The sequence below is a fragment of the Halomonas sp. NCCP-2165 genome (genome assembly GCF_023708045.1).
GTDB classification, from domain to species: domain Bacteria; phylum Pseudomonadota; class Gammaproteobacteria; order Pseudomonadales; family Halomonadaceae; genus Bisbaumannia; species Bisbaumannia pacifica.
This window is the reverse complement of record NZ_BRCY01000013.1, coordinates 52,197-69,409: the sequence shown is the minus strand read 5'-3', so window position 1 is coordinate 69,409 and position 17,213 is coordinate 52,197. Positions and strand designations below refer to the sequence as shown.

Below are 17,213 nucleotides of genomic sequence, written 5' to 3'. Positions count from 1 at the left end.
GAACAATGGCATGACAAGAGGGGTAGGCGATGAAGGTCCTGATTCTCGGCAGCGGCGTCGTAGGTGTTACCAGCGCATACTATCTGGCTCGTCAGGGGCATGAGGTCACGGTGGTCGACCGCCAGGAGGCGCCGGCCATGGAGACCAGCTATGGCAACGCCGGTCAGGTCTCCTTCGGCTTCTCCTCCCCCTGGGCGGCGCCGGGGATTCCCCAGAAGGCGGTGAAGTGGATGTTCCAGGAGCATGCCCCGCTGAAGATCCAGCCCAAGATGGATCCGGCCATGGCGCGCTTCATGATGCAGATGTTCAACAACTGCACCGCCGACCGCTATGCGGTGAACAAGGAGCGCATGGTGCGGGTCGCGGAATACAGCCGCCACTGCATCGATACCCTGCGCGCCGACACCGGCATCCGCTACGAGGACCGCCAGCGGGGCCTGCTGCAGCTGTTCCGCCACGATTACCAGGTGGAAGCCGTGGCCAAGGACATGAAGGTGCTCGAGCAGTGCGGCGTGCGTCACGACCTGCTCGACGCCGAACAGGTCAAGGCGGTGGAGCCGGCCCTCAACCGGGTGCCCGGCAAGTTCGTCGGCGGCCTGCACCTGCCCGATGATCAGACCGGCGATTGCCACCTCTTCACCAACCGGCTGGCCGACTACTGCCGCGACCAGTTGGGCGTCGAGTTCCGCTTCGGCGTGACCATCGAGCGCATCAAGCGCAGCGCCGGCCGGGTGGAGAGCGTGGTGACCAGCGCCGGCGAGCTCACCGCCGACGCCTATGTGGTCTGCCTGGGCAGCTTCTCGCCGATGCTGGTCAAGGACCTGGATATCCGCCTGCCCATCTACCCGGTCAAGGGCTACAGCCTGACCATCCCGGTGGTGGACGACGGCGGCGCGCCTCAGTCCACGGTGATGGACGAGACCTTCAAGGTGGCGATCTCGCGCTTCGACGACCGCATCCGGGTCGGCGGCACCGCCGAGCTGGCCTCCTACGACCTGAGCCTGCTGGAGAAGCGCCGCGCCACCATCAGCATGGTGGTGAAGGATGTCTTCCCCGAGGGCGGCGACATGGCCCGGGCGGAGTTCTGGACCGGCCTGCGCCCCATGACCCCGGACTCCACGCCGATCATCGGCGCCACCAAGTACGACAACCTGTGGCTCAATACCGGCCACGGCACCCTGGGCTGGACCATGAGCTGCGGCTCCGGCCAGCTGCTCGCCGACCTGATGGGCGGGCGTCGTCCCGGTATCGACCCCATGGGTCTGGACGTGGCGCGCTACGCCGCCTGATCCGTTGCCCCGAAACGCAAGCGGCCCCGCCATTGGCGGGGCCGCTTGCGTTGGGGCCTGGGAATCAATCGCCGGAAGGCAGGGGACGCTCCTGCTTGGCACCCTGCAGGGCGAAGTAGGCGAAGAAGGCCGCCATCACCCCATAGCCCAGGGCGAAGTCCGGGGCGGCATTGAAGGCCAGCTTGGGGGCGTGCATCAGGCCCACGAAGGAGAAGCCCGCCGCCACCAGGGCGAAGGCCGCGGCGCGCCGGAACTGCTGGTCGATCACCGAGACGGTCATGGCGCCGAGCATGATGGCGGTGAACATGGCGCCCTGGCCCAGGGGCACGATGCCGCTGGAGATGCCGGCCACCGTCTCCTCGGCGGCGCGGCCGAAGCGGGTCATCACGTAGTTGGCGAAGTAGGGCAGCATGGCCAGGGCCACCGCCGGGTAGTAGCGGGTGTCATTGGCCTGGAAGGCGGTGGCGATCATCGACATGCCGACGAAGACCAGGATCGGCGCCACCACCGAGACCGGGATGATCGCCGCCAGCACGGCGATCAGGCCGAACATGGTGGCGATGGCATAGACGGCGCCGTTGAGGAGGCTGTAACCGCGGCCGGCGCCCATCCACTTGGCGCCCACGGTGGCGATATAGACGGTGGTGGGGAAGACGCCGCCGAACAGGGCGCCGAGCATGGTGCCCACGCCATCCACCGCCTGGCACTCGCGGACGTCGTACTTGTCGCCGGCGGCCTCCATGGCCTCCACGTTGTTCATGGTCTCGATGGCGTTGTAGAGGGTGATGGGCAGCACCACGGTGAGGATCGCCAGCATGCTGGTGAACAGCAGTCCCAGGCCCTCGAACCAGGCCATATTGGGCAGCAGCGGATAGAAGCCCAGGTGGGTGAAGGCGTCAGAGAACTGGCCCTCCTCGGTGGCGCCGATCAGGTAGGCCAGCGCAGAGCCGATGATGATGGCGAACAGCGAGGTGGGCAGGCGGAAGGGCATGGCCACCCGGGCCACCAGGCCGACGATGATGATGGCCAGCACCAGCAGGCCCACCACCGGGATCTCCAGGGTCTTGAAGAGCATCTCGCCGGCGATAAAGGTCAGGGCGACCCCGGCCACGGCGCCGAGCATGGCGGCCCGGGGCAGGTTACGCTGCACCCAGCGGCCGATCAGGCTGATCACCGCCTCGATGGCGCCACTGATAAAGCAGGCCGCCACGGCCACCTTCCAGGCCAGCTCGGCGTCGCCGGTGAGCTGTTTGGCGGGCAGCAGCACGCCGAACAGGAAGACGAACATCACCGGGGTGGAGATGCCGTAGGAGAGGGCGGTGACGTCGGCGCGGTTCTCCTTGCGGGCCAGGCGCGCGGCGCTATAGGCGTAGTAGAAGTTGCCCACCATCACCGCCACGGCGGCGCCGGGCAGCACCTGGCCGAAGACGATGGAGGCCGGGAAGCCCAGGCCCAGCATGGTGATGGCGATGATCACGAAGTTGGCGATATTGTTCTGGAAGAGGGCGAAGAAGGCATCGGTGTCCTCCTTCTTGTACCAGGGGTAGTGCACGGCGGGAGCGGACATAGTGGCCTCGTGTTATTGGACGTTGTGGCAAGGCAAAGGCTTGATTAGCGGAATCAGTCTGACCCAAAGCTGACCGCCTGGTCAATTTTTGCTTGTGCGAAGCGTCCGACGATGGTAGGCGGCGGATTCTAACCCACTGATATATCAGCGCAAGTCATGCCATTTCTCATGGCGAAAGAGCAAAGAGAAAAGAGGGAGCTAGCGGGCGCGGCTGATAGAAAACACGATGCCCGGGCCAAGGCCCGGGCATCGCGACTGGCGGGAGTGCCGACGGCTTAGTTGACCGCGGCGATGGCCTTGGCCAGGTATTCCAGGTTCTCGGTGGAGAAGCCCGCCACATTGGCGCGGCCGGAGCGCACCATATAGATGCCGAACTCGTCGCGCAGGCGATCCACCTGCTCCGGGGCGAGGCCGGTGTAGGAGAACATGCCGCGCTGCTCGCCGACGCAGGCGTACTTCTCGGCCAGGCCGTGGGGCTTGAGGGCCGCTACGAAGTCCTGACGCAGGCCGTTGATGCGGTCGCGCATCTCGGTGAGCTCGCTGCGCCACTGGGCGGCCAGCTCGGCGGACTCGAGGATCTCGGTGACGATGGCGCCGCCGTGGGAGGGCGGGTTGGAGTAGTTCTCCCGGGCCACGATGGCCATCTGGGAGCGCACGTTCTCCATCTGCTCGTGGGTCTTGGCCACGGCGATCATGGCGCCGGTGCGCTCGCTGTAGATGCCGAAGTTCTTGGAGCAGGAGCTGGTGATCAGCACCTCGTCCAGGTTCTCGGCCAGCAGGCGCACGCCGAAGGCGTCCTCGTCGAGGCCCTCGCCGAAGCCCTGGTAGGCGAAGTCCACCAGCGGCAGCAGCTCGCGCTCCTGGACCACGCTCAGCACCTGGCGCCACTGCTCCTGGGAGAGGTCGAAGCCGGAGGGGTTGTGGCAGCAGGCATGCAGCACCACCACGTCGCCCACCGGGATCTCCTTGAGGGCGGCCAGCATGCCGGCGAAGTCGAGGCGGTTCTCGGCGTCCACATAGGGGTACTTGCCGAGCTTGAGGCCGGCGGCCTCGAAGATGCCCAGGTGGTTCGGCCAGGTGGGATCGCTGACCCAGATCCCCTTGCCGGGCAGCTGGCTCTTGATGAAGTCGGCGGCCAGGCGCAGGGCACCGGTGCCGCCCGGGGACTGGGTGGCGCTGGCGCGGCCGGCGTCCAGCACCGGGGAGTCGGCACCGAAGATCAGCGGCAGGATCACCTTGCCATAGCGGGGGTCGCCATGGGAGCCGATATAGGTCTTGGTGGTCTCGTTCTTCAGCAGCAGCGCCTCGGCCTCCTTGACGGCGCGCATTACCGGGGTGTTGCCCTTGGCATCACGGTAGACCCCGACCCCCAGGTCCACCTTGTTGGGGTTGGTGTCCTTGTTGAAGGCCTCGATCAGCCCGAGGATGGCATCCCCGGGCACCCGCTGAATCTGCTCGAACATTTACGCTGCTACCTCGTCGGTTCTGGCGGCTAGGATGAAATCGTTCTTGTGCAGGCCCTTCAGCTCGTGGGACCACCAGGTCACCGTGACCTTGCCCCACTCGGTGAGCAGGGCCGGATGGTGACCGGCGGCCTCGGCGATCTCCCCCACCCGATTGGTGAAGGCCAGGGCCTGCTGGAAGTTGCGGAAGGTAAAGACCCGCTCCAGCTGCATGATGCCATCGCGCTCGACGATCTGCCACTGGGGCAGCTCGGCCAGATAGGCGTCGCGCTCCTCCGGGGTGACCTGGGGGGCATCCCCGCGGCAGGCCTGGCATGTTTCCTTGGCTAGTTCGCTCATGGCGTGGCTCCTGGTCGGTCGGCTGATGACTCAATGGGTGGCCCGGGACTCGCTCGCCGCCTCCTTGGGAGGAAAACGGGGAGGATAGAGGCCCAGCGCCATGGCCTGATGAACCAGGGCCATGATGTCGCGCCGGGCCAGCTCCTGCAGGGCCTCCAGGCGATCGAGAACATAGTAGAGGGGCTGGAGGATATCGATGCGATAGGGGGTGCGCAGGGCATCCAGGGCATCGAAAGGATGGTGCTCCGGGGCCTCCGAGAGGGCGTATCGGGTCTCCTTGGGGGAGGAGAGGATCCCGCCGCCATAGATGCGCCGGCCCTGGGGCGTCTCCACCAGGCCGAACTCCACCGTCATCCAGTAGAGGCGCGCCAGATAGACCCGCTCGGCGGGGCTCGCCGCCAGGCCCAGGCGGCCATAGGTGGCGGTGAAATCGGCGAAGGCCGGATGGGTGAGCATGGGGCAGTGGCCGAAGAGCTCGTGGAAGATATCCGGCTCCTGCAGGTAGTCCATCTCCTCCGGGGTACGGATAAAGGTGGCCACCGGGAAGCGCCGGTCGGCCAGCAGCGCGAAGAAGGTGTCGAAGGGGATCAGCGCCGGCACCGGGGCGGTGCGCCAGCCGGTGGCGGTCTCCAGCACGCGATCCACCTCGGCCAGTTGGGGGAGGCGCTCCCGGGGCAGGGCGAGGCGCTCCAGGCCGTCCAGGTAGGCCTGGCAGGCGCGTCCGGGAAGCAGCTCGAGCTGGCGCTGGATCAGTGCCTGCCAGGTGGCGTTTTCCACCGCGCTGTAGGTGATATGGCCTCGGGCATCGGGTTGATGGGCCTGATACTGGGTCGTCATGGGGCACCTCCGGCCTGGCCGTGGACGCTCTTGCAGTGTAGACGGCAGCGGTTGAGAGCTGAACCCGAGCCCCAGTGCCCTGCCGTCAACCTACCCTTACGACCCGCGGCGGCGTCATGGCGTTCCTGGTCGCAAAATGGCCCCGAGAGGTGTGGCTTGCCAGGTGCTCCTGCCGGTGTCACGATATCTTTACAAACCGGTCAGGTCAGCGTGACGCCCAAAGCGGCGGCACGACACGTTATTTCACGAGACGGCTATGCGACTGAAGTTTCACTGCCAGAACCGCATCGGCATCCTGCGGGATATCGTCGCCCAGTTCGCCGACTACGGGGTCAATGTGGCCCGGGGCGAGGTGGGCGGCGATCATGGCAACACCATCTACCTCTACCTGCCGCAACTGCTCAACGCCCAACTGGCGACGCTGAAGCCGGTGCTGGAGCAGATTCCCGGGGTCTTCGGGGTCAAGCGGGTCAGCCTGATGCCCAGCGAGCGGCGCCACCTGGAGCTGGATGCGCTCTTGTCGTCGCTCTCCGACCCGGTGATGTCCATCGACATGGAGGGGCATATCGTCGCCGCCAACCGTGCCGCCGGGCAGATGCTGGGGGTACGGGTGGACGAGGTACCGGGGCTCTCCCTGGATCGCTACCTGCCGGACCTCGACCTGCCGGCGCTGATCCGCCGCAACAACGCTCGGGTCAATGGCCTGCGGCTCAAACTCAAGGAGGCCACCTACCTGGCGGATATCTCGCCGCTGCACAGCGACAAGGACGACGATGTGACCTCCCTGGCCGGGGCCGTGGTGACCCTGCATCGGGCCGATCGCATCGGCGAGCGCATCTACCAGGTGCAGCGTCAGGAGTCGCGCGGCTTCGATGCGCTCTTTCAGGCCAGCCCGCGGCTCGCCGCGGTGATCCGCGAGGCGCGGCGCATGGCCCCCCTCGATGCTCCCCTGCTGATCCAGGGGGAGACCGGCACCGGCAAGGAGCTGCTGGCACGGGCCTGTCACCTGGCCAGCCCCCGGGGCCAGGCGCCCTTTATGGCGCTGAACTGCGCCGGCCTGCCGGAGTCCATGGCCGAGACCGAGCTGTTCGGCTATGCCCCCGGCGCCTTCGAGGGGGCACGCCCGGAGGGCAAGCTGGGGCTGCTGGAGCTGACCGCCGGCGGCACCATCTTCCTCGACGAGGTGGGGGAGATGAGCCCGCGGCTACAGGTGAAGCTGCTGCGCTTCCTGCAGGACGGTGGCTTCCGCCGGGTGGGCAGCGACGAGGAGACCTACCTGGACGTGCGGGTGATCTGCGCCACCCAGCAGGACCTGCCGGCGCTGTGCGCCGAGGGGCGCTTCCGGGAGGATCTCTACCATCGCCTCAACGTGCTCTCCCTGACGGTGCCGCCGCTGCGCGACTGCCTGGACGGCATCGAACCCCTGGCGGAGCACTTTCTCGACCGCGCCGCCCGCCAGATCGGCCGCCCCCTGCCACGCCTCTCCGCCGAGGCCCTGGTGCGGCTGGCCGGCTACCACTGGCCGGGCAACGTGCGTCAACTGGAGAACGTGCTCTTCCAGGCGGCCTCGCTCTGCGAGGGCGAGGTGATCGAGGCGGGGCACCTGCGGCTGCCGGCGGTGGGCAAGCGCCAGGGCCTCGATGGCATCGACCTGGAGGGGCCCTTGGCCGAGATCCTCGGCGAGGTGGAGCGCCGGGTGCTGGCGGCCCTCTACCCCCAGTACCCGTCGAGTCGTCAACTGGGCAAGCGCCTGGGGGTCTCGCATACCACCATCGCCAACAAGCTCAAGCGTCATGGGATCGGGGGAGAGGAATAAGCGGGAAGAGGGGGCTCGTCGATGAGGATACCGCTGGGGCTGAAGCTGGTTTTTAGTCTCTGGGTGCTGGTCTGGGCGCCGACCTATGCCTGGCTGCTGGGCTCGCAGAATTTCTTCTGGCTATGCAACCTGGCCAACTTCCTGCTGCTGGTCGGCCTGTGGCGGGAGAGCCGCCTGCTGTGCTCCATGCAGTGGCTGGCGGTGGCCCTGGTGGGCCTGCTGTGGGGCCTGGACGTGGCGGGGGCGGCGTTGTTCGGCGTCCATCCCATCGGCGGCACCGAATACATGTTCGATGTGGGGCAGCCCCTGCTGACCCGGGGCCTCTCCTTCTATCACCTGGGGCTGCCACTGGTGGCGGGGTTCGCGGTCTGGCGCCTGGGCTATGATCGCCGCGCCCTGGCCGGCCAGGCCCTGCTCACCGCGGCGGTGATCCCGCTGACCTATCTCGTCACCGAGGCCGAGCGCAATATCAACTGGGTCGAGGGGCCCTTCGGAATCCCCCAGGAGGCCCTGGCCCCCTATCCTCTATCTGCCGCTGTTGATGATCGGCTGGCCCCTGGTCCTCTATCTGCCCGTGCACCTGGCCACCCTCTGGGCGAGCCGCCGGCGTTAATGGCGCTAATCAGGGCTCGTGGGCCAGCCCCAGTGCTTCCACCGCTTCCCGGACCCGGCCATAGGGGTGCGCCTCCAGGGCGGCGAAGCCGTCCAGGCGGCGCGCCTTGAGGCGGGTCAGCCAGGGGCTGGTGAGGCCGCACAGGAAGCGCGTCAGCAGTGCCGCCGTGGCCGGCAGGCCGGCCTCCGCCAGCGCCGCGACCAGCGGCCGGCAGAGCGCCGCCAGGGCCTCGCCGGAGGGCGGGGCCGGCGTCTTTGGTGCCGGTAGCCTGGCGGGCTGGCCCGCACAGGCGGAGCAGTGGCCGCAGCGCTCGGGGGTTTGGGTGTCGCCGAAGTAGGCCGCCAGGCGCCGACTCAGGCAACTGTCGCTCTCGAACAGCGTCAGCATGGCATCGAGGCGTGCCAGTTCCGCCCGTTCCTTGGCCAGGAAGTGGGCATGGAGGTCGTCGCTCAGGGGGGCGGCTTCGATCGGGCCGGTCACCGCATAGACCTCGGTGAGTCCCTTGCTCTCCAGGCGGATCCAGCCCTGCTCCTGGAAGTACTCCAGGGCCTTGAGGACCCGCTCGCGACGCACGTCGAGGCCGCGTTCGGCGCCCAGGCGGGCCAGGGTCTCCAGGTTCAGGGCGTGCCAGCGGCGCGCCTTGGGGGCGGCCTCCAGCAGCGCCTCGACGAAGGCCCGCCGCTCGCCCTGGAAGCGCTCGACCAGCGCCGCCGGCTCGCTCAGGCATTCGAAGCGGTAGTCGGCGAAGTAGCTGTAGCGGGGGGCGATCACCCCGCGCAGCTCGAGCTGCACCAGCAGGGTCTTCAGCGGCAGGGGGCGGATATCGCTCTCCTGGGCCAGGGCGTTGAGGGTCAGCTCCCACTGGGGGCCGGCAGCGGCGATCTCGTCGAGCACCCGGCGAATGCCCAGGCGGGTGGGGGTATCGCCGTAGACGAAGTTCTCGAGCACGGTAAGGGCGCCGCGATCGCCCAGCATCAGGCACTGGGAGGGGGCACCATCGCGGCCGGCACGGCCGATCTCCTGGCTGTAGTTCTCGATCGACTTGGGTAGGTCGAAGTGCACCACGTTGCGGATATCGGCCTTGTCGATGCCCATGCCGAAGGCGATGGTGGCGACGATGCAGTGCAGCTCGCCGCCCATAAAGGCGGCCTGGATGGCGTCGCGGCGCTGATGATCCAGGCCGGCGTGATAGGCCCGGGCGGGCAGGCCGGCCTTGTTGAGGTAGGCGGCCAGGCGCTCGGCGCCCTGTTGCAGGGTCACATAGACGATGGTTGGCTCGGGGCTGGGACCGCTCAGGCGCGGCGTCAGCCAGCTCGCCAGCTGCCGGGCGCGCTCCGCCTCGGTCGTGGGATGCACGCCGAGATGCAGGTTGGGGCGATAGAAGCCGGTGGTGGTGACGTCCTCGGCGGCGATGCCGAAGGCGTCGCGCATGTCCGCGATGACCCGGGGCGTGGCGGTGGCGGTGAGCAGCAGCACCTGGGGGATGGCGAACTCCCGCTGGTAGGCGGGCAGCTTCAGGTAGTCGGGGCGGAAGTTGTGGCCCCACTCCGAGAGGCAGTGCGCCTCGTCCACCACCAGCAGCGAGATCGGCAGGTCGCGGATAAAGGCGCGGAAGCGTTCGTTCTTGAGGCGCTCCACCGAGACCATCAGGATGCGGATCTCGCCCTGGCGTACCCCCGCCATCACCCGTGCCGCCTCCTCGCGGCTCTGGGTGGAGTCGAGGCTCGCCGCGGCGATGCCGTGGCGGGCGAGGAAGGCGAGCTGGTCCTGCATCAGCGCCAGCAGGGGCGAGACCACCAGGGTCAGGTGAGGCAGGTGCAGGGCGGGCAACTGGTAGCAGAGCGACTTGCCGGCCCCGGTGGGGAAGATCGCCGCCGCCGAGCGACCGGCGACGATGGCCTCGATCACCGGGCGCTGCCCGGGGCGCAGGGCGTCATGGCCGAAGACCCGCTGCAGGGTGGTATCGATGGTGTCCATGGCGGGGGAAGGTCCCTGAGATGACTGTCGGGCCATCTTACCCTGCCTGCGTCGGTGCCGCAGGAGTGGCATAATGGAGGGCCTCATTCACTCTCGAGGCCACTCGCAGCGACAGGAGTCTTGATGTCCACCCGGGCCCCCCTCTATGGCGTCGGCGACGCCACCCTGCAAGCCCTGGGCGGCGAAGCGGCGGTGGCGGAGCTGGTGCGCCGCTTCTATGCGGCCATGGATCGCCTTCCCGAGGCAAGGCGCATTCGCGCCATGCACCCCGATTCCTTGGCCGAGTCCCGGGACAAGCTCACCACCTTCCTGATCGGCTGGATGGGGGGCCCCCGGCGCTATCGGGAGCGCTTCGGCCCGATCGCCATTCCCGCCGCTCATCGGCATCTGGATATCGGTCCCGCGGAGCGCGATGCCTGGCTTGGCTGCATGGCGGTGGCCTTGGCGGAGATGGCGGTAGCCGAGCCGTTGCGTCACTACCTGCTGACGCAGTTGCGTCACCCCGCCGAGATGTGCCGGTCACGCTAGGTGTTTAGTCCCGGAGTGTGGCTGGTTTATCTCGTGGCATTCAGCATCCACTGTCGGAAGCGCTGTGCTGCCGGGGTAAGGTGGCGATGTTTGGGAGTAAGCAGCGAGAGGTTGCCTAGGCTAGGAAGGGCATAAGGCAGGGCTTGGATCAGATTTCCCTGGGTGATGTCGTCGTGCAGCAGCCTGGCCCAGCCGAGGGTAACGCCTTGGCCGGCCAGGGTGGCGTGTATGAGTAGCTGATAGCTGTTGGCTCGCAGGCAATGACCGGGTTCATGCCAGGGCAGGTTGAGCTCACGATACCAGTCTTTCCAGGTCAGCCAGTCGTTGAAGTGGTCCTCGACGATAAGAAGCGTGTGGTTATCGAGTAGATCATCCGCATCGGCGATTGCCCCATGAAGTTCCATGTAACGCGGACTGCAAACGGCGATCACCGCTTCATTGGAGAACACTGCTTCCACCTCTAGGCCAGGGGGATCGACCAGGTCCTTGACGTGGTAATACAGGCCCAGATCGAATTCGGATAGGTCCAGACGGCAGGGGTCTTCCGCCGTGAGGATGCGAATCTCGATGTCTTTATTCTCGCTTTGAAACACCGGCAGCAGACGTGCCAGCCATACCGAGGCGATAGTGGGACTGGTAGCCAGCGTCAACTGGTGACTATTGCCGTGGCGACGTAGGCGGGAGGTCTCGTCGGCAAGCTCGCGGAGTATCCGTCGTACGATGTTATAGAAGTGCACACCGGCTGGCGTGAGGCGCAGGCCATCAGGGTCACGCTCGAACAGTGGCCTTCCCAGGTCGTCCTCCAGGCGCTTGATCTGACGGCTAATGGCGCTCTGCGTAAGGCTGAGCTCGCGCCCCGATTGGGTGAAGCTGCCATGCCGGGCGGCGGCTTCGAAGGCGCGTAAACACTGTAGCGGGGGGAGGGCATCACGGGCAGTCATGGGGTATCTCGGCGACGGGCAAATCAGTCCGTCACCGAGGATAGCATGCCGCACCCTCTCGCTTGAGGGTGACGGCACAGGTTCAGACCGCCTGGCGTGGGACCGTCGTCTGCCAGCGCTTGCGGTGCACTTCTTCGCCTTCATCATGGGCCACCTGCTCGGCTTCGATGAAGAAGTCGGTGTCGTTGCAGGTCAGCCAGTAGCGGCTTTCCACGGCAACGTCGAAGTGTCCAGGCCCTTCCTCGCGGCTCGCCCGGTAGTGCCAGACGATTTCGGCACGCGCCCGTGTGGGATCTTCCGGATGGGCGGTATAGCGTTCCTCACAACGCTGCTCGACATGATAGCCGTGGTCCTCGATCGTCATGGCTCCGAGGTCGTCCTCGACGATCACGGTGACCTCGCCGCTGGCCACATCCTCCTGGATAGTGCGACGTGGCTCCGCCTGACGATGCGTCTTGATGTTGGCGGGCTGGGCCGCTTCCGGTACCTCGAAGGGGTTGGCGGCGACCTCACCCTCGAATACCGGTAGCTCCAGGCGCTGCATGCCGGGCACCAGGGTGAGTGCCGCCCGCTTGGGGGTGGGCCAGAGCAGCGGGAAGTTGGCCGAGGCCACCGCGACGCGCAGGCGGTGGCCGGCCGGCAATCGGTAGCCGATCATGTCGAGCTCCAGCTCGATGTCCATCGGCTCGCCCGGCACGGGGCGCGCTACTGTCTCATGATCGCGCAGCGACAGGTTGAGTACGCCGTAGGTGATGCGAGCCACTTGGCCATCGGGTTGAACGTCGCTCAAGCGTACGGTCAACTGCCCGCAGTCCTGATCACTGGCCAGCCTCAGCTGGACCCTGGGCTTGCCCAGGATGTCAACCGTCTGGCTCATCGGCTCGCTGTCAAAGCACAGGGCAAGGGCATCGTCGCTGCGCTGGTCGCCGGGCAGGTCGGGACCGAACCAGATGGCACAGTATTCTCCCTGGTGGCTGCCGGCGGTAAGCGGCGAATCGATGGTGAGCGACGCGTCCAGGGGAGCGTCACCGCTTGCCAGGCCTCGCTGCGTGAGCGAATACCGGTGGGACCGAACACGCTCCGACGGCCAGGCCTCGGTATGCACCCAGGCGCCCGGTCGTTCCCGGTACATCGGCTTGGGCGGGAGGGAATCCTGAAGATAGAAGGTGCCGGCCGGCTCCTCCATGATGCCGGTATCGATTCCCTTGAGCCAGTGGTCCCACCAGCGCAGCGCCTCTTGCAGAAAGCCGATGGCCGGATCGGGAATCGCGAAGTGCGGGTACTTGTGGATCCACGGGCCAATCAGCCCCTTGCATGGGCTGCGCAGGTGCTCCATCAGCCGGGAGACGCTGTTCTTGTAGGCGTCGCCCCAGCCTCCAATGGCATAGACCGCGGCCTGGATGGCGCCATAGTTCTGGTTGACCGATCCATGCTTCCAGTAGTCGTCACGGGTCTGGTGACTCAGCCAGGTTTCGGCCAGCAGGGGCATGTTGTCGAGGCGTTCCTTCCAGCGTTCGCGCCAGGCATCGCCCACCAGCAAGGGGTCGGGCGGTGCCGCGGAGAAACTGAGCATGGTGGCCGACCAGCCCAGGTTCTCGTGAAGCAGGTTGCCCCCCTTGTAGTGGATGTCGTCGGTGTAGCGGTCATCCGTAGAACACAAGGTGATGATGGCCTTCAGTGGTTCCGGCTGAAGCGCCGCTAGCTGAAGGGAGTTGAAGCCGCCCCAGGAGATCCCCATCATGCCGACCTTGCCGGTACACCAGGGCTGTCGGGTCAGCCACTCGATCACCTCGAGGGCATCGGCTTGCTCCTGCGGCAGATACTCATCGGCCATCAGGCCCTCTGATTCGCCGTTGCCGCGCATATCCACGCGTACGCCGGCATAGCCATGGCCCGCAAAGTAGGGGTGGGTCAGTTCATCGCGTACCAGGGTGCCATCGCGCTTGCGATAGGGCAGATACTCGAGGATCGCCGGCACCGGGTGTTCCTCGGCATCCTCCGGCAGCCAGATCCGGGCCGCCAGCTTGGTGCCATCCGAGAGCGGAATCTCCAGATGCTCGATTTCTCGAACTCGGCGAGGAAAGTCTGTCTTCACGCGCATGTTATTCGGCCTTCTGTCCGGTGTGGGAGGCATGGGTGTCGTGATGAGGCGATGAAGTGTCCAGTAGGCTCGGGTCATTGAGCCAGCGCCACAGGGCGCTACTGGCCAGCATGATGATCATCAAGGCCGGCAGGCCACCGAGGTTGGAGAGCATCTTGACGCCGTCGATTCCCACGAAGCTGGTCATTACCCAGGCGATGATGCCAACCACGCAACCCCAGACGACCTTCATCGGAATGCCCGCACTGAAGTCGGATTCGGCGGTCAGGCCGCGAGTGCACAGGTTGCCGATGGCATCGGTATTGGAGTCGGCTGCCGTGACGTAAGAGATAAAGGCGATAAACAGCAATAGTGGGATCCATAGCTGGGAAAGCGGCAGCTCGCCGAACAGGCGATAGAGCACATGCTCGACGCCGCGATCGGTCAAGACGCTGTTCAGATCCAGCCCACCATGCATTTGGAAATAGAGCGTGGCGCCAGAGAAAATGGTGATCCATACCACGGCAAACAAGGCGGGATAAAGCAGATTGATGCGCAGGAACTCGCGTACGGTGTAGCCCCGTGAGATGCGACCCAGGAACAGTGCGGCTACCGGAGCCCAGGCGAACCAGATCGCCCAGTAGAAGATCGACCACCAGTAGGGCCACCGATCATCGCCTGCGGCGCCAGTGAAAAGGCTCATGGTGAAGAAGTTGTCGAGATAGACGCCAAACGACTCGGCGCCGATCTTGAGCATAAATACGGTGGGGCCGAAGATAAACACAAACACGCCAAGGGCCAGCAGCAGCCAGGCGTTGAGCGCCGAGAAGCGAGCGATGCCTTTCTGCAGGCCGCTGGCGGCCGATAGAACGAAGGTTGTCACGATGATGGAGATAATGATGCCCAGGCGGAGCGGGGTCGTGTCGCCCTCCAGGTACTGGCCGATACCCCCGGCCAAGGTGATGGCCCCTGTCCCCAGCGTCGCTGCCATGCCGGCCACCAGTGAATAGAGGGCGAGGGCATCGATCAGTCCGGCGAAGCGAGTGATACGCTGACCGAATAATGGCTCAAGCATGCTGGAGATTGAGAACTTCTGACGCCGATTGTAGAAGGACAGGGCGAAGATCAGCGCGGGTACCGCATAGATGGCGTAGGGAGTGAAGGCCCAGTGCAGGAACATCGTCGACATGGCGAAGAGGGCCGCCTCGGTCGATCCGGCATCGAAGCCTTGCGATGCGGGCGGCCCCATCAGATGGTAGAGCGGCTCCGCGGTGGTCCAGAACAGCACCCCAACGGCGAGAGTGGTGCATAGGGTGATCGAGAACCAGCGCATACGCGACAGCAGCGGGGTGGCATCCTGACCACCGATGCGCACCTTGCCTAATGGCGAAAAGTACACCACCACTGCCATCATCAGCAGATAGAGGCTGCCGAGGCTAAAGAGCCAAGAGAAACGATCGAGGACGGCGTCGTTTAACTGGCTGGTAAAAGCCAGAAAGCCCTCAAGGTCGATGAAGCTTGCGATTACTGCTGATATCAAAATCAAGAAGGTAGGCCAGAAGACCCAGGTCCTCATGGTAAGCGTCATACACCGTACTCCACTTGTTATCGTTGGTACCCGAATGCGTCCGGGACATGGACGGGTAGCCTACCCTTGTTCCGGGCTCCCCCCGCAAACGCGATTTGCGTATGGGGGCATGATTTCAGGGCATGCGCCTGCTGAGTCGCCGCGGCGTGTTGTGGTCGAGCCCGAGCGGCCCGGTATTCAAGCCACGGCTGCCAGCGCGATTTCCCGCGATGATGGCTGGCCTGGGGGGATAGCGGATTCGCCAGCGGTGGTGCCCTGCCTCGATAGCTTCGATGACATCACGCATCGCCGCCTCCGGCTCGGTGACGGGGATCGCTGCGCGACACGCTGGCGAAGCAGGCGCTCGCTGGCTCGAGGCGTCTGATGCTGGTCGAGGGGGCTTGCCGGGATCATGCATGGCGTCATTCGGAACGCCGGTGGCGACCCGAATGACGAGATATGCCGGTCGCGTTAACGCTCCGGGGCATCGATGGCACGATTGCGCCCCGACTCCTTGGCGACATAGAGATGACAGTCGGCGCGATCGATCAGCGCTTCGCGACTCTCGCCGATGCGATATTCGGCGACGCCCAGGCTGATGGTGAGACGGTGACGGGGCAGGCCGAAGTCGTGGTCGGCGACTCGCTCGCGGAGTCGCTGTGCCACGCTCAGGGCCTGGAGCCTCGGGGTCAGCGGCAGCAGCACGGCAAACTCCTCGCCGCCGAGTCGCGCCAGCATATCTTCACCGCGCAACAACTCCTGGCACAGCTCGGAGAGTCGCCCCAGGACCTCGTCGCCCTTGAGGTGCCCCCAGGTATCGTTGACCCGCTTGAAGTGATCCAGGTCGAAGAGGATCAACGACAGCGGCGTGCCGTGGCGACAGCTCAGCGAGAGTTGGTGATCCAGGCAGCTCATCAGCTTGCGGCGGTTGGGCAGGCCGGTGAGTTCGTCGGTGTCGGAGAGTTCGCGCAGATGCGCCTGGTGGGCGATCTGTTCGCTGATATCGACCATGATGCCGTGCCAGAGGGTGCCATCGCCGTGGGGTTCCGGCTGGGCGCGTACCCCGAACCAGGCCTCGTCGCCCCCGGGGCGGGTCAGGCGCACCTGGGTGGCGATCAGGCTCAGGCTCTTGGCGGAGCGCTCCACGGCCACCATCAGCCGTGGGAAGTCCTCGGGATGGACTCGGTCGAAGGCGTGGCGCCCATCCGTGGCGAGGCGTCGCCGTTGACCGGCATCGCCTAGCACCTGGCGGTCGGCGCCGGCCAGGTAGGGGAAACGGATGGCACCCTCGGCGCTGCGATAGCATTGGAAGATCAGCCCCGGCAGGCGGTCGCCGAGGAGCGCCAACGGCTGCGAGGCCTCCCTGGTCTGCTCCAGGGTGGGGGTATCGAAAGGCATGGGCCTTCCCTGCATGTGATGTTCTTATTATCCGCCGGTCGGTGCCGGCGACTTTATTAGTCGTTAACGAACAAACATCCTACCCGTCGAGATTTGGGGGGGTATCGTCTCTTGGAAGTAGGCGATTTTCCACGGCCCTTGTAGGAAATTGGCTACAATTCGAACCTGGCGCCGGGAGAGTTGCTGCGGGGCATCATAACGCGCCGGGGGCTCCCGGGAGAAGACCATCTGCCAGAGCTGGAGGTGGCGGGCGCGAAAGCCACCGGCGCAGGCGGACAGGTAGTAGCGGAACATCCGTCGGGTGCGCTCGTTGTAGTTGGCGGCGATCTCGTGCCAGCGTTCATCCACATTGGCCAGCCAGGCCATCAGGGGTCGGTCGTCGTCGGCACGGGAGTGGTGAGAGCGCCAGTCTTCCAGGGGAACGGGTGGTTACCGAGGGGCGTCGTAGCGGCCCAGGCGTCCCCGGGAGAAGACCACCTGCCAGAGCTGGAGGTGGCGGGCGCGAAAGCCACCGGCGCAGGCGGACAGGTAGTAGCGGAACATCCGCCGGGTGCGCTCGTTGTAGTTGGCGGCGATCTCGTGCCAGCGTTCATCCACATTGGCCAGCCAGGCCATCTGGGGTCGGTCGTCGTCGGCACGGGAGTGGTGAGAGCGCCAGTCTTCCAGGCGAGCGGTTGGTTACCGAGGGGCGTCGTAGCGGCCCAGGCGTCCCCGGGAGAAGACCACCTGCCAGAGCTGGAGGTGGCGGGCGCGAAAGCCACCGGCGCAGGCGGACAGGTAGTAGCGGAACATCCGCCG

General features: G+C 66.0%; 15 protein-coding genes and 1 pseudogene. 4 read left to right on the top strand and 12 right to left on the bottom strand.

Annotated elements, in window-relative coordinates; translation table 11 throughout:
- The first annotated feature begins 29 nt into the window (after positions 1-29).
- The gene (locus NFU04_RS08890; RefSeq protein ID WP_251309102.1) at positions 30-1,289 is read left to right on the top strand and encodes a D-amino acid dehydrogenase; all 1,260 of its coding nucleotides are present in this window, start codon (positions 30-32) and stop codon (positions 1,287-1,289) included.
- Positions 1,290-1,353: 64 nt separating this feature from the next.
- Here NFU04_RS08890 and NFU04_RS08885 read toward each other — a convergent pair whose 3' ends face one another.
- The 4 genes from NFU04_RS08885 to phhA form a co-directional block, all read right to left on the bottom strand.
- On the bottom strand, positions 1,354-2,856 hold the full coding sequence (locus NFU04_RS08885) for an NCS2 family permease (RefSeq protein WP_251309101.1): 1,503 nt from the start codon (positions 2,854-2,856) through the stop codon (positions 1,354-1,356).
- A gap of 275 nt (positions 2,857-3,131) precedes the next feature.
- Complete coding sequence (locus NFU04_RS08880) at positions 3,132-4,319, bottom strand: amino acid aminotransferase (RefSeq protein WP_251309100.1); 1,188 nt, start codon at positions 4,317-4,319, stop codon at positions 3,132-3,134.
- Complete coding sequence (locus NFU04_RS08875) at positions 4,320-4,658, bottom strand: 4a-hydroxytetrahydrobiopterin dehydratase (protein WP_251309099.1); 339 nt, start codon at positions 4,656-4,658, stop codon at positions 4,320-4,322.
- A 30-nt stretch (positions 4,659-4,688) separates the two neighbouring features.
- On the bottom strand, positions 4,689-5,495 hold the full coding sequence (phhA, locus tag NFU04_RS08870) for a phenylalanine 4-monooxygenase (protein WP_251309098.1): 807 nt from the start codon (positions 5,493-5,495) through the stop codon (positions 4,689-4,691).
- Between the two features lie 256 nt (positions 5,496-5,751).
- Here phhA and NFU04_RS08865 point away from each other — a divergent pair, with 256 nt between their 5' ends.
- Together NFU04_RS08865 and NFU04_RS08860 are read left to right on the top strand one after the other, a co-directional pair.
- A complete protein-coding gene (locus NFU04_RS08865; RefSeq protein ID WP_251309097.1) occupies positions 5,752-7,311 on the top strand; it encodes a sigma-54-dependent transcriptional regulator in 1,560 nt (519 codons plus the stop codon).
- A 21-nt stretch (positions 7,312-7,332) separates the two neighbouring features.
- Positions 7,333-8,034, top strand: coding sequence for a hypothetical protein (locus NFU04_RS08860; RefSeq protein ID WP_251309096.1), 702 nt, complete (start codon positions 7,333-7,335; stop codon positions 8,032-8,034).
- Here NFU04_RS08860 and NFU04_RS08855 read toward each other — a convergent pair.
- Positions 7,934-9,901, bottom strand: coding sequence for a RecQ family ATP-dependent DNA helicase (locus NFU04_RS08855; protein ID WP_251309095.1), 1,968 nt, complete (start codon positions 9,899-9,901; stop codon positions 7,934-7,936). The genes NFU04_RS08860 and NFU04_RS08855 overlap by 101 nt on opposite strands.
- 123 nt (positions 9,902-10,024) lie before the next feature.
- Between NFU04_RS08855 and NFU04_RS08850 the strand changes: the two genes are divergently transcribed.
- The gene (locus NFU04_RS08850) at positions 10,025-10,429 is read left to right on the top strand and encodes a group II truncated hemoglobin (RefSeq protein WP_251309094.1); all 405 of its coding nucleotides are present in this window, start codon (positions 10,025-10,027) and stop codon (positions 10,427-10,429) included.
- 26 nt (positions 10,430-10,455) lie between these two features.
- Here the strand turns inward: NFU04_RS08850 and NFU04_RS08845 are convergent, their stop codons facing one another.
- The 7 genes and pseudogenes from NFU04_RS08845 to NFU04_RS16500 all read right to left on the bottom strand — a co-directional run.
- Complete coding sequence (locus tag NFU04_RS08845) at positions 10,456-11,370, bottom strand: LysR substrate-binding domain-containing protein (RefSeq protein ID WP_251309093.1); 915 nt, start codon at positions 11,368-11,370, stop codon at positions 10,456-10,458.
- 82 nt (positions 11,371-11,452) lie between these two features.
- Complete coding sequence (locus tag NFU04_RS08840) at positions 11,453-13,549, bottom strand: CocE/NonD family hydrolase (RefSeq protein WP_251309092.1); 2,097 nt, start codon at positions 13,547-13,549, stop codon at positions 11,453-11,455.
- A complete protein-coding gene (locus tag NFU04_RS08835; RefSeq protein ID WP_251309091.1) occupies positions 13,473-15,038 on the bottom strand; it encodes a BCCT family transporter in 1,566 nt (521 codons plus the stop codon). The genes NFU04_RS08840 and NFU04_RS08835 overlap by 77 nt, the downstream gene beginning before the upstream one ends.
- A gap of 450 nt (positions 15,039-15,488) precedes the next feature.
- Positions 15,489-16,415, bottom strand: coding sequence for a GGDEF domain-containing protein (locus NFU04_RS08830; RefSeq protein ID WP_251309090.1), 927 nt, complete (start codon positions 16,413-16,415; stop codon positions 15,489-15,491).
- Positions 16,416-16,478: 63 nt separating this feature from the next.
- Complete coding sequence (locus NFU04_RS08825; RefSeq protein ID WP_285835135.1) at positions 16,479-16,832, bottom strand: class I SAM-dependent methyltransferase; 354 nt, start codon at positions 16,830-16,832, stop codon at positions 16,479-16,481.
- Positions 16,833-16,844: 12 nt separating this feature from the next.
- Positions 16,845-17,030, bottom strand: coding sequence for a class I SAM-dependent methyltransferase (locus tag NFU04_RS08820; RefSeq protein WP_251309088.1), 186 nt, complete (start codon positions 17,028-17,030; stop codon positions 16,845-16,847).
- 63 nt (positions 17,031-17,093) lie between these two features.
- Positions 17,094-17,213, bottom strand: a pseudogene (locus NFU04_RS16500) (cyclopropane-fatty-acyl-phospholipid synthase); the annotation flags it as partial.